This window comes from Epibacterium ulvae (genome assembly GCF_900102795.1).
GTDB lineage: Bacteria > Pseudomonadota > Alphaproteobacteria > Rhodobacterales > Rhodobacteraceae > Epibacterium > Epibacterium ulvae.
This window is the reverse complement of the sequence record NZ_FMWG01000003.1, coordinates 295865-313654: the sequence shown is the minus strand read 5'-3', so window position 1 is coordinate 313654 and position 17790 is coordinate 295865. Positions and strand designations below refer to the sequence as shown.

Genomic DNA, 17790 nt, shown 5'->3' with positions numbered 1-17790 from the left:
GGTCACTCCTACCCGTCTCAATATCTTTTCTTAAAGTTATATATGGCCTTTTCTGGAATATCACGTCATTCACTGAAGTATGAGCGAAAAAGAGCAAAACGAGAGCGGTGTGATGCATAGAGCACCGGGGCGTCTTAAAAAGACGATCGTCATGGTTGGCATGATGGGGGCTGGTAAAACGGCAGTAGGTCGGGCGCTGGCGCAGCGCTTGGAGGTTCCGTTTCTTGATAGTGATCATGAAATCGAAGCCGCTGCAAACCTCACTATCCCTGAGATTTTTGCGCGTGAAGGAGAAGCTTTTTTTCGTGATAAAGAACGTCAGGTGATTGCACGTTTGCTCAAAGAAGAGCGGGGCGTGTTGTCAACGGGTGGTGGTGCGTTTTTGGCGGATGAGAACCGCTCCATTATTGCAAAACACGGTGTCGCTGTCTGTTTACAGGCCGATCTTGAAGTGTTGTGGAAACGTGTGCGCCATCGCGATACGCGTCCTTTGCTGCGGACGGATGATCCCTATGCAACGCTCAAATCCTTATACGAAGCCCGTGTGCCAATTTATAGTTTGGCCGATTTAAGCGTCGTTTCTGACGGGCTCTCCTCGATTGAAGAAATGGTTGAACGGGTGCTTTACGCATTAAAAGCACGCCCGGACGTGGTGGAGTTTGAATAATGGAACAAACCGTACATGTGGATCTTGGCGTGCGCGCCTATGATGTCGTTGTCGGTCCGGGTCTGATTGCGCAAGTGGGTGAACGTATTTTACCACTGCTTGGCACGCGCCGCCGGGTTGCTGTTTTGACGGATGAAACTGTTGCAGAGCTCCATCTTGAAGCTTTGCAGGCAGGTCTTGCAAGAGCAGGTATCGAAATGACCGCGCTTGCCTTGCCTGCCGGAGAGAGTACGAAAGGCTGGCCTCAATTTACCCGCTCTGTGGAATGGCTGCTCGAGCAAAAGGTGGAGCGCAATGATATTGTGATCGCCTTGGGCGGTGGGGTGATCGGAGATCTCGCGGGATTCGCAGCCGCAGTCCTGCGTCGTGGTGTACGTTTCGTTCAAATTCCGACCTCGCTCTTAGCTCAGGTTGATAGTTCTGTTGGTGGAAAAACCGGCATTAACGCCCCACACGGAAAGAATTTGATTGGGGCCTTCCATCAACCCTCCTTGGTACTTGCAGATACAGACGTTCTTGCCACACTCGAACCGCGCGATTTCCTGTCAGGTTATGGCGAGGTGGTGAAATATGGATTGTTGGGAGACGCTGAGTTTTTTGCCTGGCTCGAAGAACATGGCCCTAAGCTTTCAGCCGGGGATATTGAGGCACGTGTGCAAGCCGTAGCACATTCCGTTCGAATGAAAGCTGATATTGTTGTGCGGGATGAAACCGAACAAGGGGATCGCGCGCTATTGAATCTTGGGCACACCTTTTGTCACGCGTTGGAGGCTGCGACGGGATATTCTGATCGTCTCATGCATGGCGAGGGGGTTGCGATTGGATGTGCCTTGGCGTTTGAACTGTCTTCTCGCCTTGGTTTATGCAGCCAAGAGGCGCCCAGTCGGGTGCGTGCACATCTAAAAGACATGGGCATGAAAGTTGATCTTGCAGACATTCCGGGGGATCTTCCAGATGCACAGGCGCTGGTAGACTTGATGGGCCAGGATAAAAAGGTCATTGATGGTCAGCTGCGCTTTATCCTCGCGCGTGGCATTGGCGAGGCATTTGTCACCGCAGATGTTCCCCAAAATCTTGTTTTGAATGTGCTGCAGGATGCTCTCGCAGCGCGGTAGGTTTAACGGCCCTTTAGCTGCTATTTGTTCTCCCAAACTGGGCGTCAGTTGTGATCGCGTAAGTTGATAATATTCACGACCTAGTTTGGGACTGCAGGCCAGGTTTTTGTGTTTGCGATGGTTTGACGAGTATGTTTGTTGCACTTTCTTTGGTGATTTTCTCAACACTTGTATTGGTTCTCTCGGCAATCAATGACGCTTGGTCAGATTTTGTTGTGATTGGCTTTGCTATATTCTCTGCCAGCTTATTTATTTTATTTCGCGCAGTCTTCGCGCGCATCCGAAAATTAAAACCCAAGTATATCGTCATCGATGGTTCTAATGTGATGTACTGGCGTGATGGGGTGCCCAGCGTTAACAGTGTTCGGGAAATCGTTGATCAACTGACCCGTTTGCAGTTTGTGCCTTGCATCGTTTTCGATGCGAATGCTGGTTATCTTTTGTCGGGGCATTACCAAAACAACCGAGCACTGGCCAAAGCACTGGGTGTACCTGAAAAACAGGTCACAGTTGTGCATCGCGGTACGCAAGCGGATCCCATGATTTTGGATTTCGCGCGCACCTTGGATGCAAAAATTGTCAGCAATGACCGGTTCCGAGACTGGATTGCAGCCTACCCTGAAGTATTACGACAGGGGCATTTAATTAAAGGCGGGGACAGTGCAGATGGGTTTTGGCTTGCGAGAGATCAACTGCAATAAGCCAAAATAGAAAGAGCCTGCATATGTGGCTCTTTCTAAAGGTGTATATCGTTTGATCTGTTCGTGATTAGAACGGAATTTCGTCATCATCGATGTTGTGAGACGGCCCGCTTTGGCTGCCGCCCCCAAAACCACCGCCGCTTTGCGGGCCGCTATCATACCCTCCGCCGCCATAACCGCCATCGCTTTGGCCGCCGCCGTAGCCACCACCGCTTTGGCCACCGCCAAAGCCGCCACCGCCGCCTTCACCGCGACCATCTAGCATGGTGAGCGTAGAGCCAAATCCTTGGAGCACAACTTCGGTGCTGTATCGGTCCTGACCGCTTTGATCTTGCCATTTTCGGGTTTGCAGCTGGCCTTCGATGTAAACTTTTGAACCCTTGCGCAAGTACTGCTCTGCAACACGCACCAAACCTTCATTGAAGATTGCAACAGAATGCCATTCCGTTTTTTCGCGACGTTCACCTGTGTTTCGATCTTTCCAGGTTTCAGACGTTGCGATGCGCAGGTTGCAGACCTTGCCGCCATTCTGGAAGCTGCGAACCTCAGGGTCGCGGCCCAGATTGCCGATGAGCATGACTTTGTTCAGTGATCCGGCCATTTTATGGTCCTGTCCTTCGTCGTTTGGGCGGAAGGTGTCGATTCTCCGCCGTCAGAGTGTTGTGATTTGCGCCATATTACCCGCGCGATTAGACCGAGGGAAGGCACGTTCCTGCCGATTTTGAACGGCAGATTATTCGTGTTCAACGCAGGTGGTTCAAATTGTTCTTAAATCGGCTATAGTCGTAGCGAGCCGAGAGCGGCGAAGTGTGGGATGGATCAATGAGAGTTTTTGTGATTGCAGCGACGGTTGCGCTGTCCGTTGGTGCGAGTGCCGTTCAGGCTGAGATTTTTGGCAGCAAAAGCCGTCGAGATATCTTTTCTGCGCATGCAAAAGTTCTGGATACGCGTGCTGCGTCGCAGTACAAAAATTCTGATCGTTTGAAACCTCAAACCTATGCAATTGAAATTCCAGAGCAAAGTTCTAACTTCACCCGCCAGTACCGTGGAAAATATCGGGGTGAGTATCTGGGCCTTGCACGCGCAGTAGCGCGAACACACAACATACCAGAAGAGCTATTTCTTCGACTGATCCAACAAGAAAGTAACTGGAACCCAAAGGCCAAGTCTCATAAGGGTGCGCTTGGCCTCGCTCAGTTGATGCCCGCGACAGCTGCGGAACTGGGGGTCGATCCAACGATTCCCAAGCAGAATCTGGAAGGCGGCGCGCGGTATCTGGCGCAGCAATATCGCACTTTCGGATCTTGGCGCTTGGCCTTGGCAGCCTACAATGCAGGGCCTCATGCTGTGACGAAACACGGTGGTATTCCACCCTATAAAGAGACCCAGAATTACGTGCGTAAAATCTGGGGCAGCTAGCGGCAGGGAGCAGTCTGTTAGAATTTTCGAAACAATTTGTTTACAATGCTTAATGTCTCGTTAACGACGTCAGTTTGCCACTAAGTCGCCTTAATCTTTTGTCAACTTTTCTCCAATTCTAGGAGTGAAGAACTTGACCGTAAGTAGCTTTGAAAATCGCCTGAATGGCATTCACTGGGTCCCAACAGCCGCACCATCCAAAATGATGGTTGATCAGGTGATTGCAGCACGCGAAACACGTAAACCCTTGACTGAGCTATCTCTTTTGGGAGCACTTTTGGGCTGTTTGATTGGCTTTGCCTTTAAAGGGTTTTGGATTTTAGAAACGGCAGTTTTCCAAAACGATTTAGACCAGCTTTTTTCCATGCTCAGCCTTGCGGCAGTTGTGGCCTCAGTTGTATTGGCGATTGTTAACATATTTCGCCAAAAACGGGTTCCCTCATGGGCTGGGTTTTCGACGATCAACTTGGTCATGGTCGCGATTATTACGCTCAGCTGATCACGATAAGGTCTATCGCTCACAATACTCGTGCGCTTCATCTGGTGTCAGATGGGGCGCTTTTTGTTTCTGGCGCGACGCAATATGAAAAAAGCCGCCCTCAAATTGGGCGGCTCTAGATATCTTAGAGGTTTCAGCGAAGAGTTTTACTCTTCGTTCGCCTCGGTTTCTTCGTCGTTTTGCTCTGCAATCCAAGCGACCGAGACAACTTCTTCACCAGCGCCGGTATTAAAGACACGCACACCGCCTGCCGAGCGGGACCGGAAGGAAATACCTTCGACGGGGACGCGAATTGATTGCCCCTTCGAGGTTGCCAACATGATCTGATCACCCATTTCAACCGGGAAAGATGCGACCAGTGCACCACCCCGCATAGCCTTGTCCATCGCTGTCACGCCCATGCCACCACGACCACGCACTGGGTAGTCATGACTGGAGGAGAGCTTTCCGGCCCCCCCTGTGGTGATGGTCAGGATCAGGTTTTCTGCTGCTGACATTTCCGCATAAAGCTCGGTTGAGAAATTTGGATCTTCCACAGCCTCTTCATCTGAAGCATCGTCATCGGTGAGACCAGCCATTGCGCGACGCATTTTAAGGTAAGCGGTACGCTGTTCTGGTGTGTATTTTGAATGACGGATCACCGACATAGACACAACTTCATCGCCATCATTCAGTTTAACACCCCGCACGCCAACAGAATTGCGAGAGTTAAAGACGCGAACTTCTGTAGATGGGAAACGGATGGCGCGGCCTGAATTGGTGACCAGCATAACATCATCATCTTCTGAACAGATGCGCGCGTTGATGAGCTTGGTGTCAACGTTATCGTCTTCAAACTTCATCGCGATTTTACCGTTGGATTTCACGTTGGTGAAATCTGACAGGCGGTTGCGCCGGACAGTCCCTGCAGAAGTTGCAAACATAATCTGCAAATCAGCCCATTCTTTCTCGTCACGATCTACCGGCATGATTGCGGCAATCGAGACACCGGTTGGGATTGGTAGGATATTCACAATCGCCTTACCTTTACCGGTTCGGCCAGACTGTGGCAGGCGCCAAGTCTTGAGTTTGTAAACCATCCCATCCGTTGTGAAGAACAACAGTTGTGTGTGGGTGTTGGCGACAAAGAGGGTGGTGACCACATCCTCTTCTTTGGTCTGCATCCCCGACAGGCCTTTGCCGCCGCGTTTTTGCTGACGGAAATCAGCCAGAGGTGTGCGTTTGATATACCCGCCTGAAGTCACCGTCACGACCATATCTTCGCGCTCGATCAGGTCCTCGTCGTCCATATCGCCAGCCCAATCGACGATCTCGGTACGGCGGGGCACTGCAAAATTCTCTTTCACTTCGCGCAGTTCATCGGCAATGATGCCCATGATACGTTCGCGAGAGGACAGAATTTCAAGGTATTCTTTGATCTTACGTGCCAGTTCTTCCAGCTCGTCCGTGACTTCTTTTACACCAATCTGTGTCAGGCGTTGAAGGCGCAGTTCAAGAATGGCACGGGCCTGAGTTTCAGACAAATTATAGGTGCCATCGTCATTCATTGTATGCGTTGGATCATCAATGAGGCGAATGTAACTTGCGATATCTGCAGCAGGCCAACGACGTTCCATCAGTTTTTGACGGGCTTCGGCGGCATCAGCAGAGGCGCGGATCGTCGCAACAACTTCGTCCACATTCGACACTGCAACAGCCAAACCACACAGAATGTGGCTGCGTTCGCGTGCCTTGCGCAGCAGATAAGCTGTGCGGCGTGCAACAACGTCTTCGCGGAAATCAATGAATGAGGTCAAGAACCGACGCAGGGTTAGCTGTTCTGGGCGGCCACCGTTCAAAGCCAGCATATTACAGCCAAAAGAGGTCTGCATGGGGGTAAAACGGTAAAGCTGGTTCAAGACCACTTCAGGCGTTGCATCGCGCTTCAGTTCGACAACGACGCGCACGCCGTTGCGGTCTGATTCATCTTGCACATGAGCGACGCCTTCAATGCGCTTTTCGCGCACCTGTTCCGCGATCTTTTCAATCATCGAGGCCTTATTGACCTGATAGGGGATCTCATCCACGACGATTGCATAGCGATCTTTGCGGATCTCTTCGACGCGGGTTTTTGCGCGAATAATGACGCTGCCGCGCCCTTCCAGATAAGCTTTGCGGGCGCCCGACCGGCCAAGCATAGTGGCTCCAGTTGGGAAATCAGGACCGGGCACATATTCGATCAGCTGTTCTGATGTAAGATCGGGTTCGTCAATCAGGGCCAGTGTCGCATCAACAACTTCGCCCAAGTTGTGTGGTGGAATGTTGGTCGCCATACCAACCGCAATACCACCCGCACCATTGACCAGCATATTGGGGAAACGGGCAGGGAGGACAGTCGGCTCTTTGTCTTTGCCGTCGTAGTTGTCTTGAAAATCGACGGTATCTTTGTCGATGTCTGCCAGCATAAAGGCCGAGGGTTTATCCATGCGCACTTCGGTGTAGCGCATCGCCGCTGGATTGTCGCCATCCATGGAACCAAAGTTGCCCTGACCATCCAGAAGAGGCAGTGACATAGAGAAATCCTGTGCCATACGCACAAGCGCGTCATAGATCGCACCGTCCCCGTGAGGGTGGTATTTACCCATTACATCACCAACAGGACGTGCGGACTTTCGATAAGTCTTTTCGTGCGTATTGCCTGTTTCATGCATGGCGTAAAGAATACGTCGGTGCACTGGTTTCAAGCCATCGCGCAGATCAGGAATGGCCCGACTGACAATAACAGACATTGCGTAATCCAGGTAGGAATTACGCATCTCGGTTTCAATAGAAACAGAAGGTCCATCATATGCCGGACGTTCCGGTAGGTTTTCTTCCATGTTTTCAGGAGTTTCCGGCGTATCGCTCACGTTGGCTGCCCGTTCTTTCTTTGGGGTCTATATCTTGTGTCTGCACCTTATCAGACAGGGCATATCATGCGCAAGTAAGAGCGCTCAATAGGGCGCTGCGGGTGGCAAATAAGCGGCTAAGTGTCGGAATTATATTAAAATTAAGCTCTTTCATGCTAGTCTGGTGAAACGCATCCATCAAAGGAGGCACTACATGGAGATGAGCGAAACTGAACTGCTGTTAAAAGGATATGGGCTGACCACGGCAGAATTCACCTATCACATGCCTGACTATGCCCATGTTTTGAATGTCTTTGTTTGGCAAGACTATGATCTGGCACCAGACCATCCGCGATTGTTTGAATTCATTGATTTCTGGCATCGTGAAATTGATGGTCCGTTGCATTCTGTGCGGTTTGAGCACCGAAAAATGATTTCCCCCGGTGAATGGCGAAATGTCGTTGGAGAGTTTCCGATCCATTAGCCCGCGCCACCGTGATGTTTTCCTCATTTTTGCATGCCGCATCTGTTCGGGGTAGAAGTTACCCGCGCGACCTTCTATAGAAATGTTAGCGATATCATTTGAATTTTGACGCAGTAAATCCGTCACAATACTCAGGTATCAAAAGATTTTATAGATAGTTCGCGGGTCACCGTAGATGAGGGAGTGCTGAGCTTGAATATTGTTGAATATGCGGACCGTGATCAACTCGCGATCGACGTTGCCAAAGAACTGGCGGAAGCGCTGAAGCAGCATCTGGATCAAAATCCTTATGCCTCTCTTGCGGTAGCGGGCGGGACGTCTCCAGCGCCAATTTTTGATGATCTGTGTGCCGTAGATCTTGATTGGGAACGAGTCAGCGTGATGGCCAGTGATGAACGCTGGGTGCCAGATACGTCTGACCGTTCCAATGCGACGATGATCCGACAACGATTGATCACAGATAACGCCAAGGCTGCAACATTTGTTCCCTTCTATCGTGATGGGGAAACACCGGCTGAAGCGCTTCCTAAAGTGGCAGATCAGTTGAATACGCATTTGCCATTGTCAGTTGTACTTCTTGGGATGGGCGAGGATATGCACACAGCGTCGCTCTTTCCTGGAGTGGAAGGGCTAGAGCAAGCGCTGGCGGCAGATGCTCCAATACTTGTTGAAATGCGCCCAGACAGTCAACCAGAGGCACGTGTAAGTCTTTCTGCACATATTTTAAACGGGGCGCTCTCGAAACATCTGGTGATCTATGGTGAGGCTAAGAAAGATGCGCTAAACCGTGCATTATCCTTGCCGCCCGAACAAGCACCCGTGCAGGCTGTTTTAGCTGGTATGACGGTTCACTGGGCACCTTAAGATATTGGAGTTTAACATGTTTGATGTGTTAAAACAGAAACGCGCTGCAATTGGAGAGCGTGCGATCTTGGAGCTGTTTTCCGTATCAAAAGATCGCGCGGAAGATTTCAGCACCACGCTTGGCGATCTGTATTTTGATTACTCCAAAACGCAGATCGACGCGGATGTCAGAGACGCGCTTTTGGATTTGGCTGAGAGGCGTAGTGTCACAAGTTATCGTGATGCGATGTTCGCAGGCAAAGCCATCAATGATACCGAAGGGCGTGCGGTGCTCCACACGGCCCTGCGTGATCCAGATGGGCCGCCTTTGCAGGTAGAAGGCGCGGATATCCGCCCAGCCTTGCGCGATACATTGGAACGAATGAAGGACATCTCGCGCCGCATTCGGTCTGGTGAATTCAAGGGCAGTGGCGGAAAGATCACCGACATTGTCAATATTGGAATTGGCGGATCAGATCTTGGGCCTGCCATGGCTGTTTTGGCGCTTGCACCTTACCACGACGGTCCAGCGTGCCACTTTGTCTCAAATGTTGATGGGGCAGATATCCATGACAAATTGCGCAACCTAAACCCCAATACAACCTTGGTAGTTGTGGCATCCAAAACGTTCACGACGATCGAAACCATGACAAATGCCGAAACTGCCCGAGGCTGGATGGAGCAGGGTGGTGGCGATTGCAGCAAGCAGTTCCTTGCGCTTTCAACGGCCGCTGAGAAAACAGCCGCATTTGGCATCCCGGCGGAGCAGGTCTTTGGGTTTGAAGACTGGGTGGGCGGACGTTATTCGATGTGGGGCCCTATTGGGTTGAGCGTGTTGATTGCGGTCGGCCCCGAAGCGTTTGATCAGTTCCTTGCAGGTGGCAAGGCGATGGATGATCATTTCTGTACCGCCAAGGGTGTTGATAATATGCCCTTGATGCTTGCGCTGGTGGGGATCTGGCATCATCAGGTTTGCGGCTATCCGAGCCGAGCCGTACTGCCCTATGATCAGCGTCTTTCGCGCCTTGCAGCTTATTTTCAGCAATTGGAAATGGAAAGTAACGGTAAATCCGTTGCAATGGATGGCAGCCGTCTGGAATACGTTTCTGGTCCGCTTGTCTGGGGGGAACCCGGAACCAATGGCCAGCACGCGTTTTATCAGCTTATTCATCAGGGAACAGGCATCGTCCCATGTGAATTCATGGTTGCCGCCAAGGGGCATGAGCCTGACCTGCACCATCATCATCAGCTTCTTGTCGCCAATTGTCTTGCACAGTCAGAGGCGTTGATGTGTGGGCGTTCACTGGATGAGGCCCGTGGTCTGATGGCTGCGAAGGGACTATCTGGTGATGAATTGGAACGCCAAGCCCGGCATCGTGTTTTTGAAGGGAACCGGCCTTCTACCACGCTGATTTATCCGCAGCTTACACCTTTTGTTCTGGGACAAATCATTGCGCTTTACGAGCATCGCGTTTTTGTTGAGGGCGTTATTTTAGGTATTAACTCCTATGATCAATGGGGGGTGGAGCTTGGTAAAGAATTGGCAAAATCTCTTGAACCTATGGTCAAGGGGGAAACCAGCGCGGACCAGAAGGATGGTTCGACCGCCGCGCTTTTGGCTTATGTGTTAAATCAGGCCTAGCCTTCGAAACAGGCCCCTTCGCTTTGCGTCCAATAGTTGGTCAGGCTGTCTGGAAATGGATAGCCTGATGCGCCATCTGGTGTGCGCAGCACCATAACGCCTGTCATGCGGCACCGTAGATCTCCAGCCCAGATTTGTTGTTCAAGAACATATGAGGTCCGGCGAAATGAAATGACATGTGAGGTCGCGATATAGGTCTCTCCCAGTGTCATTTCTTTAACATAATGCACATTTGCGTTGCGCAAGACGTTTCTGGGTGGGGCTTTCCCTTCAAAATGTGGTGCGCAAAATCTATTGAAATAGGCAACACGCGACACTTCAAACCAATCCAGGTAGGCTTTGTTGTTTACGTGCTGCAAGATGTCGAGTTCGGAAAACCGAACCCGATCCGCCATTGCAAGAGTTTGCGGTTGCGAGATGCCTGCAGCAAGTTGTGCCTCAGCGGAAAGGGGGGTGTGATATTGCAATGCCATAGGGTGATCTTAATGCACTGTCCCGTTAGACGCCAAGCTGTGACGCAGCGTGAGATAAGCTGTTGGAGAGTGCCTAAATCGCCTATGCAGCCGTAATATGGCAGCCTTTTTGTTGCATCGCAGTAGAGATTGCATCGTAGTGTCCTTTTGCCGACGACAATGCAGATGCGTTATCTTTTGTAACGCCAAGCGTCAGGGCCGCTGGCCAAAACAAAACCAAGGCGATACCGGTTGCAACCGCGTCGGTTGCAGATGCTTTTTGCTGTCCCGCTACGAGCTGGTCTAGCTCTGTGACGATGCGATTGCGTTCAGCCAGCAGTGTTGTGCAGGATTGTTCCTGAAAGAGCGCCGGGCTGACATAGGTGGCTGTGATACGGTCTGGTGTTTTAGCACAACCGCTAACGAGCAGGAGTGTGAGACCAATACGCACGATGTTTTTATTCATGATCGATTTTGCTTTTGCTGCGCATTTTTATCAAAACATAAAGGCAAATGATCTGTTGCGCAGGCCAAGGCCACCCCATTCGATGTCGACGAAAGACTATCTTGCCAGAATGCATAAGCATTCCAACACGCTGTGCGCTTAACACCCTTTCGCCATGCAGTCCAATAAACAACTTAGATATTGATGTTCAAACTATATTGCTTGGAAGTGCCCCCAATACACATGATTTGCGCATCGATACATAGGGAGGATAAGCGTGGGCTGGTCTGCTCGTAAAACGAATATCATCTTAGGTTTCCTCTTTAGGAGAGGGGGTGAACGCGCGTAAATTAGGGGGGGCATATTCGGTTTCGGGACAGTCACGCCTGTCAAAGGCAGAAGAATGGATGTCTGCATTTGGGGGAATGTAGCGGTACTGGCCTTTCGGTTGATAATAACCGGGTTCCTTGTATTGGTCAGGCCAGTCACTGCGCGATTTCAAACGTGGAAGATATTCCAGAACCTTCCAGGCCAGGTTTTGAAGCTGGTCATGCAATGGCCCTTTGGCATTGGGTTCAGAGATTTCCAATTGCATGCGTTCAGTCACCTTATCGCGCTTTCCAAGCGCATATCTGTTATAATAAATCTCTCGGAACTCTAGAGCATCTACGCCAAGCGCATCGAGTTCCTGTCGCATCCAATGCAGTGTGATTTTTGAAAGACCTGCTTCCTGTTCTGGAATGCTGCCAGCCACATCCGTATGTGTGCCCGGAAACCAGACCTGTTTTACATCTTGTGACGGCGGGTCCGATCGTTTTTTAAACCGATTGCCATAGAATTTTTTTCCCTCAATCCACATTTGAGGGCGGAAAAACCTGCGTCTTTCATCGATAGACAGGACATGGCGGACCGCCTCGACCGAAGGGTTTTCATCTACGCTGGAATGTGTCCCATATTCGATAAAGGTTCCTTGGCTAAATCCCACTCTGATCATCGAGCTGACGGTGTCCCAAAGTCCAAGAAAACGAATGGGAACATGGCGGACGTGGAAGAACTGTTCAGAAATACGCAAAGGGGCGTATTGCTCGCGCGGACCATCTTGGCGCAATTTTCGCCATGCTTCGAAGACGGGGCCAATGAGGTGCAGCTCATACGAGGCAACCAATCCAAAGTCATTGATGAACCCGGCCAGAACGCGCGCTGTGTAGGCTCCGCGTGAATACCCAAAGAAATAGATCCGGTCGCCGTTTTGGTAATTGTTACAGAGAAAGGAATAGGCATGTATGACGTTTGCATGCAAACCATGCCCGAATGCCAGCCCCATCACCTGACGCGTTTTTGCAAGAAAAGACCGTGCAAAGGGGCGTGTTGAAAGCGTGCCAACGCCAGGTTCGTAATAGACCAACTGGTTATCATCATGTTTTAGGCATTTGTAGAGGCGAAGAATATTGCTTTCATTCTTCTCAACTTCGTTGCCTGTGCCATCTAGGCAAATAATCAATTTACGAGACATATACCCAATCCCTGCTTTAACCAAATGACTCAAATGAGAAGAGGTTAAGCAGGGAGTGATAATGTGGCAAGTGTTCAGCTGCGGCGTCTGCGACGCCGTGAGCCTGACGCGTTTGAGCTGGCAGCCCCGGCGTTGAAATTTGCAGAAGGCAGGGTCACTGTTTCAGCTAAGATTGGGAAAGGGTCTACCGCATTAGGGATCGCAGAGGCATTGACAAAATGTTCTTGAAAGCGCGGTTCTACGGCGGTCTCGATTTTCTCGATGCGGCGCACCGTGTTTTCGATTTCTCTGCGTGCATCTGTATTTAAAAGTGCGATACGTGCGCCAGTGCCCGCAGCATTGCCTGCTGAGGTAACATGCTCCAGCTTGCAGTCGGGGATCATGCCTAAAACCATCGCATGTTTGGCCGAAATATGTGCACCAAAAGCGCCTGCAAGGACAACACGGTCAACCTGATCAACGCCAAATTTGTCCATCAAAAGACGGGCCCCGGAATACAGGGCTGCTTTGGCCATTTGGATGGCACGGATATCGGGATTGGTTACAGTGATTTTGGGTCCGCCCTCAGCGGTGCCGTCCCACAACAAATACGAATTTGTGCGTCCATCTGCGATGCAGCGCGTGCTTCCAACTTGCTCGGCTGATCCGATGAGCCCAGAAGCGTCCAAAATACCGGCCATACGCATTTCTGCGATGGCTTCGATGATACCTGATCCACAGATACCAGTGATACCCGACGTTGCGATGGCCAGATCAAATCCCTCTTCATCTGACCACAGATCAGATCCAATGACCCGGAAACGGGGATCTTTGGTGTCGGGATTTATTTCAACGCGTTCGATGGCGCCGGGAGCCGCGCGCTGCCCGTTTGTGATCTGTGCGCCTTCAAACGCGGGCCCGGTGGGGGAAGAGCAGGCAAGGACTTTCTCTTTATTACCCAACAAGATTTCAGCGTTGGTTCCGACATCTACCACCAGAACAAGATCCTCGGATTTGTCTGGCGCTTCAGAAAGGGCAACAGCTGCGGCATCTGCGCCGACATGACCGGCGATACAAGGCAGCAGATAAACACGTGCGGCCGGGTGGATGTTCAGGTCCAACTCCGCTGCGCGCAAAGACAGTGCATTGGACGTAGCAAGTGCAAAAGGGGCCTGTCCCAACTCAAATGGATCAATTCCTAAAAACAGATGATGCATGACGGGATTGCAGACAAAGACAGCATCTACAATCAGGGCTTTGTCTATCTCAGCTTCCGTGGCGATTTGGGTGAAAAGGGCATTCATCCCCTCGCGCACAGCCTGCGTCATTTCCTGATCGCCACCACTGTTCATCATCGCATAGGAGACACGGCTCATCAGGTCTTCGCCAAAACGGATCTGAGGATTCATGATCCCGGATGAGGCGACGACCTCACCTGTTTTTAGGTCGCAAAGATGCGCGGCGATAGTGGTAGAACCAAGATCAACCGCCAGCCCATATACGGTTCCATCATAGTAGCCGGGCCAGATATGCATAATCTTTGGGGCATGGGCTGCGTCGCCAAGATGTACAGCGACAGTGACTTTCCAGTTCCCTTTTCGCAGGATTGGTTGCATTTGCTGCAGGATGTGCAGATCTGTTTGCACTCCGGTAATAGTCCACTGCTGTTCAAGAGCCTCAATCAGGCGCTCCATATCGCCTGAAGGTTCGTGCATGTCTGGTTCTGCGACCTCAACATAGAACAAACGCGTTGATGGGGTCATCTTGATATCGCGCGCCTCAGCCCGTTTACGCACCACCTGTTTGTGCACTTGGCTTTCGGGGGGGACATCAATAACTACATCGCCTTGAACAGTGGCCTGACAGCCAAGACGGCGGCCATCAATCAAACCGCGTTTGTCTTTGTAGCGTTGCTCAACAGCGTTCCATTCGCTTAATGCATCTTGCTCGACCGATACACCGAGTTTGGAGAATTCACCATACGAGGGGGTGATTTGGCACTTGGAGCAAATGCCTCGACCGCCGCACACAGAATCCAGATCAACCCCCAATTGCCGTGCGGCCGTCAGGATCGGAGTGCCAATTGGGAAAGTTCCCCGTTTGCCTGAAGGGGTAAAGACTACGAGCGGATCGGTGGTCATGCAGGCGTCCTAACGTCTGTTTGCAGATGATCTGTGATTTGTCGCAAACTATGGCGTTTTTATCCGTGCTAAAAGGTATAGAAACGCCTTTTCGGCATCTAACCGCGGCTATTTTTCCAGTGATCCATTGGGTTAGCCCGTGAAATCCATATCCTCTCATAAAGATTTTCACCTTTCTGATATTCCAGCCTTTCCCCTTATGCGTTTCTATGCCATAGGGTCACCGCCAAACGGGCTATGCATGGGGTAGTAAAATGCAGATTCGTGAGGCTCTCACATTTGATGATGTTCTTTTGGTGCCGGGTGCATCAGATGTTCTGCCAAACACGGCAGATACGCGCACGCGCGTCACGCGCAATATTGCACTGAACATTCCACTGTTGTCTTCAGCGATGGATACAGTAACCGAAGCCAAAATGGCGATTTGCCTCGCACAGGCAGGTGGTATGGGTGTGATCCACAAAAATCTGGATGTGGATGAACAAGCCCGGCAGGTGCGCCGCGTAAAGCGCTTTGTGTCCGGGATTGTTTATAACCCCATCACGCTAAGCCCTGAACAAACACTGGCGGATGCCAAAGCTTTGCAAGAACGGTATCGTGTGACAGGTTTCCCTGTGGTGGATCACGAGGGCCGAGTTCTAGGCATCGTCACAAATCGTGACATGCGGTTTGCATCTGATGATGCAACACCGGTTGCGACAATGATGACGGCAGATAATCTCGCAATGTTGCAAGAGCCTGCGGATCTTGAAGAGGCGAAATCCTTGATGCAAGCCCGTCGCATCGAAAAATTGCTCGTTGTTGATGGAGATCAAAAGCTTACAGGTCTTTTGACGCTCAAGGACTCTTCTCAGGCGGTTTTAAACCCTACCGCTTGCAAAGATGATCTGGGGCGTTTGCGTGTGGCAGCCGCTAGCTCGGTTGGGGACAGTGGTTTTGAACGTTCCAAGGCGCTGATTGCAGCGGGTGTTGACGTTCTGGTTATTGATACGGCGCATGGCCATTCGGCAGGTGTTATTGAAGCCGTCAAACGCGTTAAGGCCTATAATGACAAGGTTGATGTGATTGCGGGTAATGTTGCAACCGCCGCTGCGACCAAAGCGTTGATCGAGGCAGGAGCTGATGCGGTGAAAGTTGGCATCGGACCCGGTTCAATCTGTACAACACGCATGGTTGCTGGCGTCGGTGTGCCGCAGCTGACCGCGATTATGGATTGCGCGGCGGCGGCGGGTGACGTTCCTGTCATTGCAGACGGCGGCATCAAATTTTCTGGTGATTTTGCCAAAGCCATCGCGGCCGGAGCCTCCTGCGCCATGGTTGGATCAATGATTGCAGGCACCGATGAAAGCCCGGGCGAAGTGATCCTTTATCAGGGGCGCTCGTTTAAATCTTACCGTGGTATGGGCTCCATGGGGGCAATGGCACGGGGGTCTGCAGATCGCTATTTCCAAAAAGACGCGGCCAATGACAAGCTGGTCCCGGAAGGGATCGAAGGCCAAGTCCCCTATAAAGGTCCGGCGTCTGCGGTACTGCATCAGCTGGTTGGCGGTTTGCGGGCTGCGATGGGCTATACAGGCTGCGCCACTGTGGATGCGATGCGTAAAAACTGCGAATTTGTCCGCATCACGGGCGCTGGCTTGAAAGAAAGCCATGTGCATGATGTCCAAATCACGCGAGAAGCTCCAAACTATCGCGTGGGCTAACCTACAAAATCAGTGCTGCAGCAACGCAGTAAATGAAAGGCCCGCCCAATGGGCGGGCTTGTTTACATCTCTTTTGCCGAATGGAACAAGCACATGACCCCAGCTGCGCGATTGCAGGCTGCCATTGAAATCCTTGATCGTGTCATTGCTGGCGCGGCTGCTGAACAGGCGTTGACTTCCTGGGCACGCGCCAGCCGCTTTGCAGGATCCAAGGATCGCGCAGCTGTGCGTGATCATGTTTTCACGGCTCTGCGGTGTTGGCGTTCTCATGCTGCGCTGGGCGGCGCGGAAACTGGCCGGGGCTTGATGCTTGGTGCCGTGCGCGAGGCAGGCGCTGATCCTGCCTTGATGTTTACCGGTGATGGGTATGGCCCCAGCAGATTGACGGGGGACGAAAGTGTAGCGCGAACCCCGCGCATGACCGCGGCAGAGGAAAATGATCTGCCGGATTGGATTTGGCCGATGTTTTCTGACAGTCTTGGTGCGGATGCAACGGCTGCAGCGCAAGCATTGCGTCATCGCGCGCCGGTGCACCTACGGGTTAACCTACGTGCTTCCGATGTTGCAGATGCCCAATCACAGCTTGCAGAGGAGGGGATCGTAACTGAACGCCTCTCGATTGCACCTGCGGCGTTGAACGTCAGTGAGGGTGCGCGAAAAATCAGGAACTCCAAGGCCTATACAAGCGGTGTTGTAGAATTGCAGGACGCGGCAAGTCAGGCGGTTGTCGAAGCTTTGCCGTTGCGCGCTGGCCTACGCGTTTTGGACTATTGTGCAGGGGGTGGTGGCAAATCACTTGCGATTGCCGCACATGCTGATTGCCAAGTTTATGCTCATGACATCGACTGGAACAGGATGAAAGATCTGTCGCCCAGGGCGGAACGGGCTGGTGTCCAGATTGAACTGCTCAGAACTGCAGAACTGTCAGCACAAGCTCCTTTTGATATCGTGTTTTGCGATGCGCCTTGTTCTGGGTCTGGTAGCTGGCGTCGTGCGCCAGAGGGCAAATGGCGTCTCACAGCCGAGCGGCTTGCCGCAGTTGTAGAAACACAAGCAGAGGTTTTGCAACAGACAGCGCAATTGGTCGCCGTAGATGGCGTTTTGGCCTATGCGACCTGCTCAATGCTTGATGTTGAAAATGAAAACCAAGTGACGCGATTTCTGCAGTCCAACCCTGAATGGCAGAAAACCCTCTCTAAACGTTGGTTGGTTCAGGATGGGGCAGATGGCTTTTTTGTCGCGCTTCTCAAACGGCACTCTTAATCTTATTAACTTTTGACTGGTTTTTTGTTTAAATTAACGCGTCCTTAACTTTGATTA

Annotated in this window: 16 protein-coding genes; 10 read left to right on the top strand and 6 right to left on the bottom strand. The window is 51.5% G+C overall.

The window, feature by feature from the left end:
- Positions 1 to 79 precede the first annotated feature (79 nt).
- The 3 genes from BLP79_RS06480 (at position 80) to BLP79_RS06470 (ending at position 2483) form a co-directional block, all read left to right on the top strand.
- Entirely contained in the window at positions 80 to 667 is a 588-nt protein-coding gene (locus tag BLP79_RS06480; RefSeq protein WP_090217438.1) for a shikimate kinase, read from the top strand.
- Positions 667 to 1782 (top strand): 3-dehydroquinate synthase, encoded by a 1116-nt coding sequence (aroB, locus tag BLP79_RS06475; RefSeq protein ID WP_090217436.1) that lies wholly within the window; start codon positions 667 to 669, stop codon positions 1780 to 1782. Before BLP79_RS06480 ends, aroB begins: the two co-directional genes overlap by 1 nt.
- 131 nt (positions 1783 to 1913) lie before the next feature.
- The gene (locus BLP79_RS06470) at positions 1914 to 2483 is read left to right on the top strand and encodes an NYN domain-containing protein (protein ID WP_090217434.1); all 570 of its coding nucleotides are present in this window, start codon (positions 1914 to 1916) and stop codon (positions 2481 to 2483) included.
- Between the two features lie 67 nt (positions 2484 to 2550).
- On the opposite strand, the gene ssb is transcribed toward BLP79_RS06470, so the two are convergent.
- On the bottom strand, positions 2551 to 3084 hold the full coding sequence (gene ssb, locus BLP79_RS06465; protein ID WP_090217432.1) for a single-stranded DNA-binding protein: 534 nt from the start codon (positions 3082 to 3084) through the stop codon (positions 2551 to 2553).
- A gap of 221 nt (positions 3085 to 3305) precedes the next feature.
- Between ssb and BLP79_RS06460 the strand changes: the two genes are divergently transcribed.
- Together BLP79_RS06460 and BLP79_RS06455 are read left to right on the top strand one after the other, a co-directional pair.
- On the top strand, positions 3306 to 3902 hold the full coding sequence (locus BLP79_RS06460; RefSeq protein WP_090217431.1) for a lytic transglycosylase domain-containing protein: 597 nt from the start codon (positions 3306 to 3308) through the stop codon (positions 3900 to 3902).
- A 133-nt stretch (positions 3903 to 4035) separates the two neighbouring features.
- Complete coding sequence (locus BLP79_RS06455) at positions 4036 to 4401, top strand: hypothetical protein (protein WP_090217429.1); 366 nt, start codon at positions 4036 to 4038, stop codon at positions 4399 to 4401.
- 146 nt (positions 4402 to 4547) lie between these two features.
- Here the strand turns inward: BLP79_RS06455 and gyrA are convergent, their stop codons facing one another.
- Positions 4548 to 7289 carry a DNA gyrase subunit A gene (gyrA, locus tag BLP79_RS06450; protein ID WP_090217427.1) on the bottom strand — a complete coding sequence of 914 codons (2742 nt, stop codon included), beginning with the start codon at positions 7287 to 7289 and terminating at the stop codon, positions 4548 to 4550.
- Between the two features lie 193 nt (positions 7290 to 7482).
- Between gyrA and BLP79_RS06445 the strand changes: the two genes are divergently transcribed.
- The 3 genes from BLP79_RS06445 (at position 7483) to pgi (ending at position 10237) form a co-directional block, all read left to right on the top strand.
- Positions 7483 to 7752: an usg protein gene (locus tag BLP79_RS06445; protein WP_090217426.1), complete on the top strand. Its 270-nt coding sequence runs from the start codon at positions 7483 to 7485 to the stop codon at positions 7750 to 7752.
- A 192-nt stretch (positions 7753 to 7944) separates the two neighbouring features.
- Positions 7945 to 8616 carry a 6-phosphogluconolactonase gene (gene pgl, locus BLP79_RS06440; protein ID WP_090217629.1) on the top strand — a complete coding sequence of 224 codons (672 nt, stop codon included), beginning with the start codon at positions 7945 to 7947 and terminating at the stop codon, positions 8614 to 8616.
- 16 nt (positions 8617 to 8632) lie between these two features.
- Positions 8633 to 10237 (top strand): glucose-6-phosphate isomerase, encoded by a 1605-nt coding sequence (pgi, locus tag BLP79_RS06435; RefSeq protein ID WP_090217425.1) that lies wholly within the window; start codon positions 8633 to 8635, stop codon positions 10235 to 10237.
- On the opposite strand, the gene BLP79_RS06430 is transcribed toward pgi, so the two are convergent.
- The 4 genes from BLP79_RS06430 to BLP79_RS06415 all read right to left on the bottom strand — a co-directional run bounded on the left by BLP79_RS06430 (position 10234) and on the right by BLP79_RS06415 (position 14767).
- The gene (locus tag BLP79_RS06430) at positions 10234 to 10710 is read right to left on the bottom strand and encodes an acyl-CoA thioesterase (RefSeq protein WP_090217424.1); all 477 of its coding nucleotides are present in this window, start codon (positions 10708 to 10710) and stop codon (positions 10234 to 10236) included. The genes pgi and BLP79_RS06430 overlap by 4 nt on opposite strands.
- Positions 10711 to 10792: 82 nt before the next feature.
- Entirely contained in the window at positions 10793 to 11155 is a 363-nt protein-coding gene (locus tag BLP79_RS06425) for a hypothetical protein (protein ID WP_090217422.1), read from the bottom strand.
- 289 nt (positions 11156 to 11444) lie between these two features.
- A complete protein-coding gene (locus BLP79_RS06420) occupies positions 11445 to 12647 on the bottom strand; it encodes a DUF2235 domain-containing protein (protein ID WP_090217421.1) in 1203 nt (400 codons plus the stop codon).
- A gap of 74 nt (positions 12648 to 12721) precedes the next feature.
- A complete protein-coding gene (locus BLP79_RS06415; protein WP_090217419.1) occupies positions 12722 to 14767 on the bottom strand; it encodes an ASKHA domain-containing protein in 2046 nt (681 codons plus the stop codon).
- 254 nt (positions 14768 to 15021) lie between these two features.
- Here BLP79_RS06415 and guaB point away from each other — a divergent pair, with 254 nt between their 5' ends.
- Entirely contained in the window at positions 15022 to 16470 is a 1449-nt protein-coding gene (gene guaB, locus BLP79_RS06410) for an IMP dehydrogenase (protein WP_090217417.1), read from the top strand.
- A 93-nt stretch (positions 16471 to 16563) separates the two neighbouring features.
- Positions 16564 to 17733 carry an RsmB/NOP family class I SAM-dependent RNA methyltransferase gene (locus tag BLP79_RS06405; protein WP_090217627.1) on the top strand — a complete coding sequence of 390 codons (1170 nt, stop codon included), beginning with the start codon at positions 16564 to 16566 and terminating at the stop codon, positions 17731 to 17733.
- Positions 17734 to 17790: the final 57 nt, after the last annotated feature.

Excerpts from the sequence above, each read along its gene's own strand:
- BLP79_RS06480 (WP_090217438.1), top strand. The coding sequence starts at position 80 with ATGAGCGAAAAAGAGCAAAACGAGAGCGGTGTGATGCATAGAGCACCG.
- aroB (WP_090217436.1), top strand. The coding sequence starts at position 667 with ATGGAACAAACCGTACATGTGGATCTTGGCGTGCGCGCCTATGATGTC.
- BLP79_RS06470 (WP_090217434.1), top strand. The coding sequence starts at position 1,914 with ATGTTTGTTGCACTTTCTTTGGTGATTTTCTCAACACTTGTATTGGTT.
- ssb (WP_090217432.1), bottom strand. The coding sequence starts at position 3,084 with ATGGCCGGATCACTGAACAAAGTCATGCTCATCGGCAATCTGGGCCGC.
- BLP79_RS06460 (WP_090217431.1), top strand. The coding sequence starts at position 3,306 with ATGAGAGTTTTTGTGATTGCAGCGACGGTTGCGCTGTCCGTTGGTGCG.
- BLP79_RS06445 (WP_090217426.1), top strand. The coding sequence starts at position 7,483 with ATGGAGATGAGCGAAACTGAACTGCTGTTAAAAGGATATGGGCTGACC.
- pgi (WP_090217425.1), top strand. The coding sequence starts at position 8,633 with ATGTTTGATGTGTTAAAACAGAAACGCGCTGCAATTGGAGAGCGTGCG.
- BLP79_RS06430 (WP_090217424.1), bottom strand. The coding sequence starts at position 10,710 with ATGGCATTGCAATATCACACCCCCCTTTCCGCTGAGGCACAACTTGCT.
- BLP79_RS06425 (WP_090217422.1), bottom strand. The coding sequence starts at position 11,155 with ATGAATAAAAACATCGTGCGTATTGGTCTCACACTCCTGCTCGTTAGC.
- BLP79_RS06420 (WP_090217421.1), bottom strand. The coding sequence starts at position 12,647 with ATGTCTCGTAAATTGATTATTTGCCTAGATGGCACAGGCAACGAAGTT.
- BLP79_RS06415 (WP_090217419.1), bottom strand. The coding sequence starts at position 14,767 with ATGACCACCGATCCGCTCGTAGTCTTTACCCCTTCAGGCAAACGGGGA.
- guaB (WP_090217417.1), top strand. The coding sequence starts at position 15,022 with ATGCAGATTCGTGAGGCTCTCACATTTGATGATGTTCTTTTGGTGCCG.
- BLP79_RS06405 (WP_090217627.1), top strand. The coding sequence starts at position 16,564 with ATGACCCCAGCTGCGCGATTGCAGGCTGCCATTGAAATCCTTGATCGT.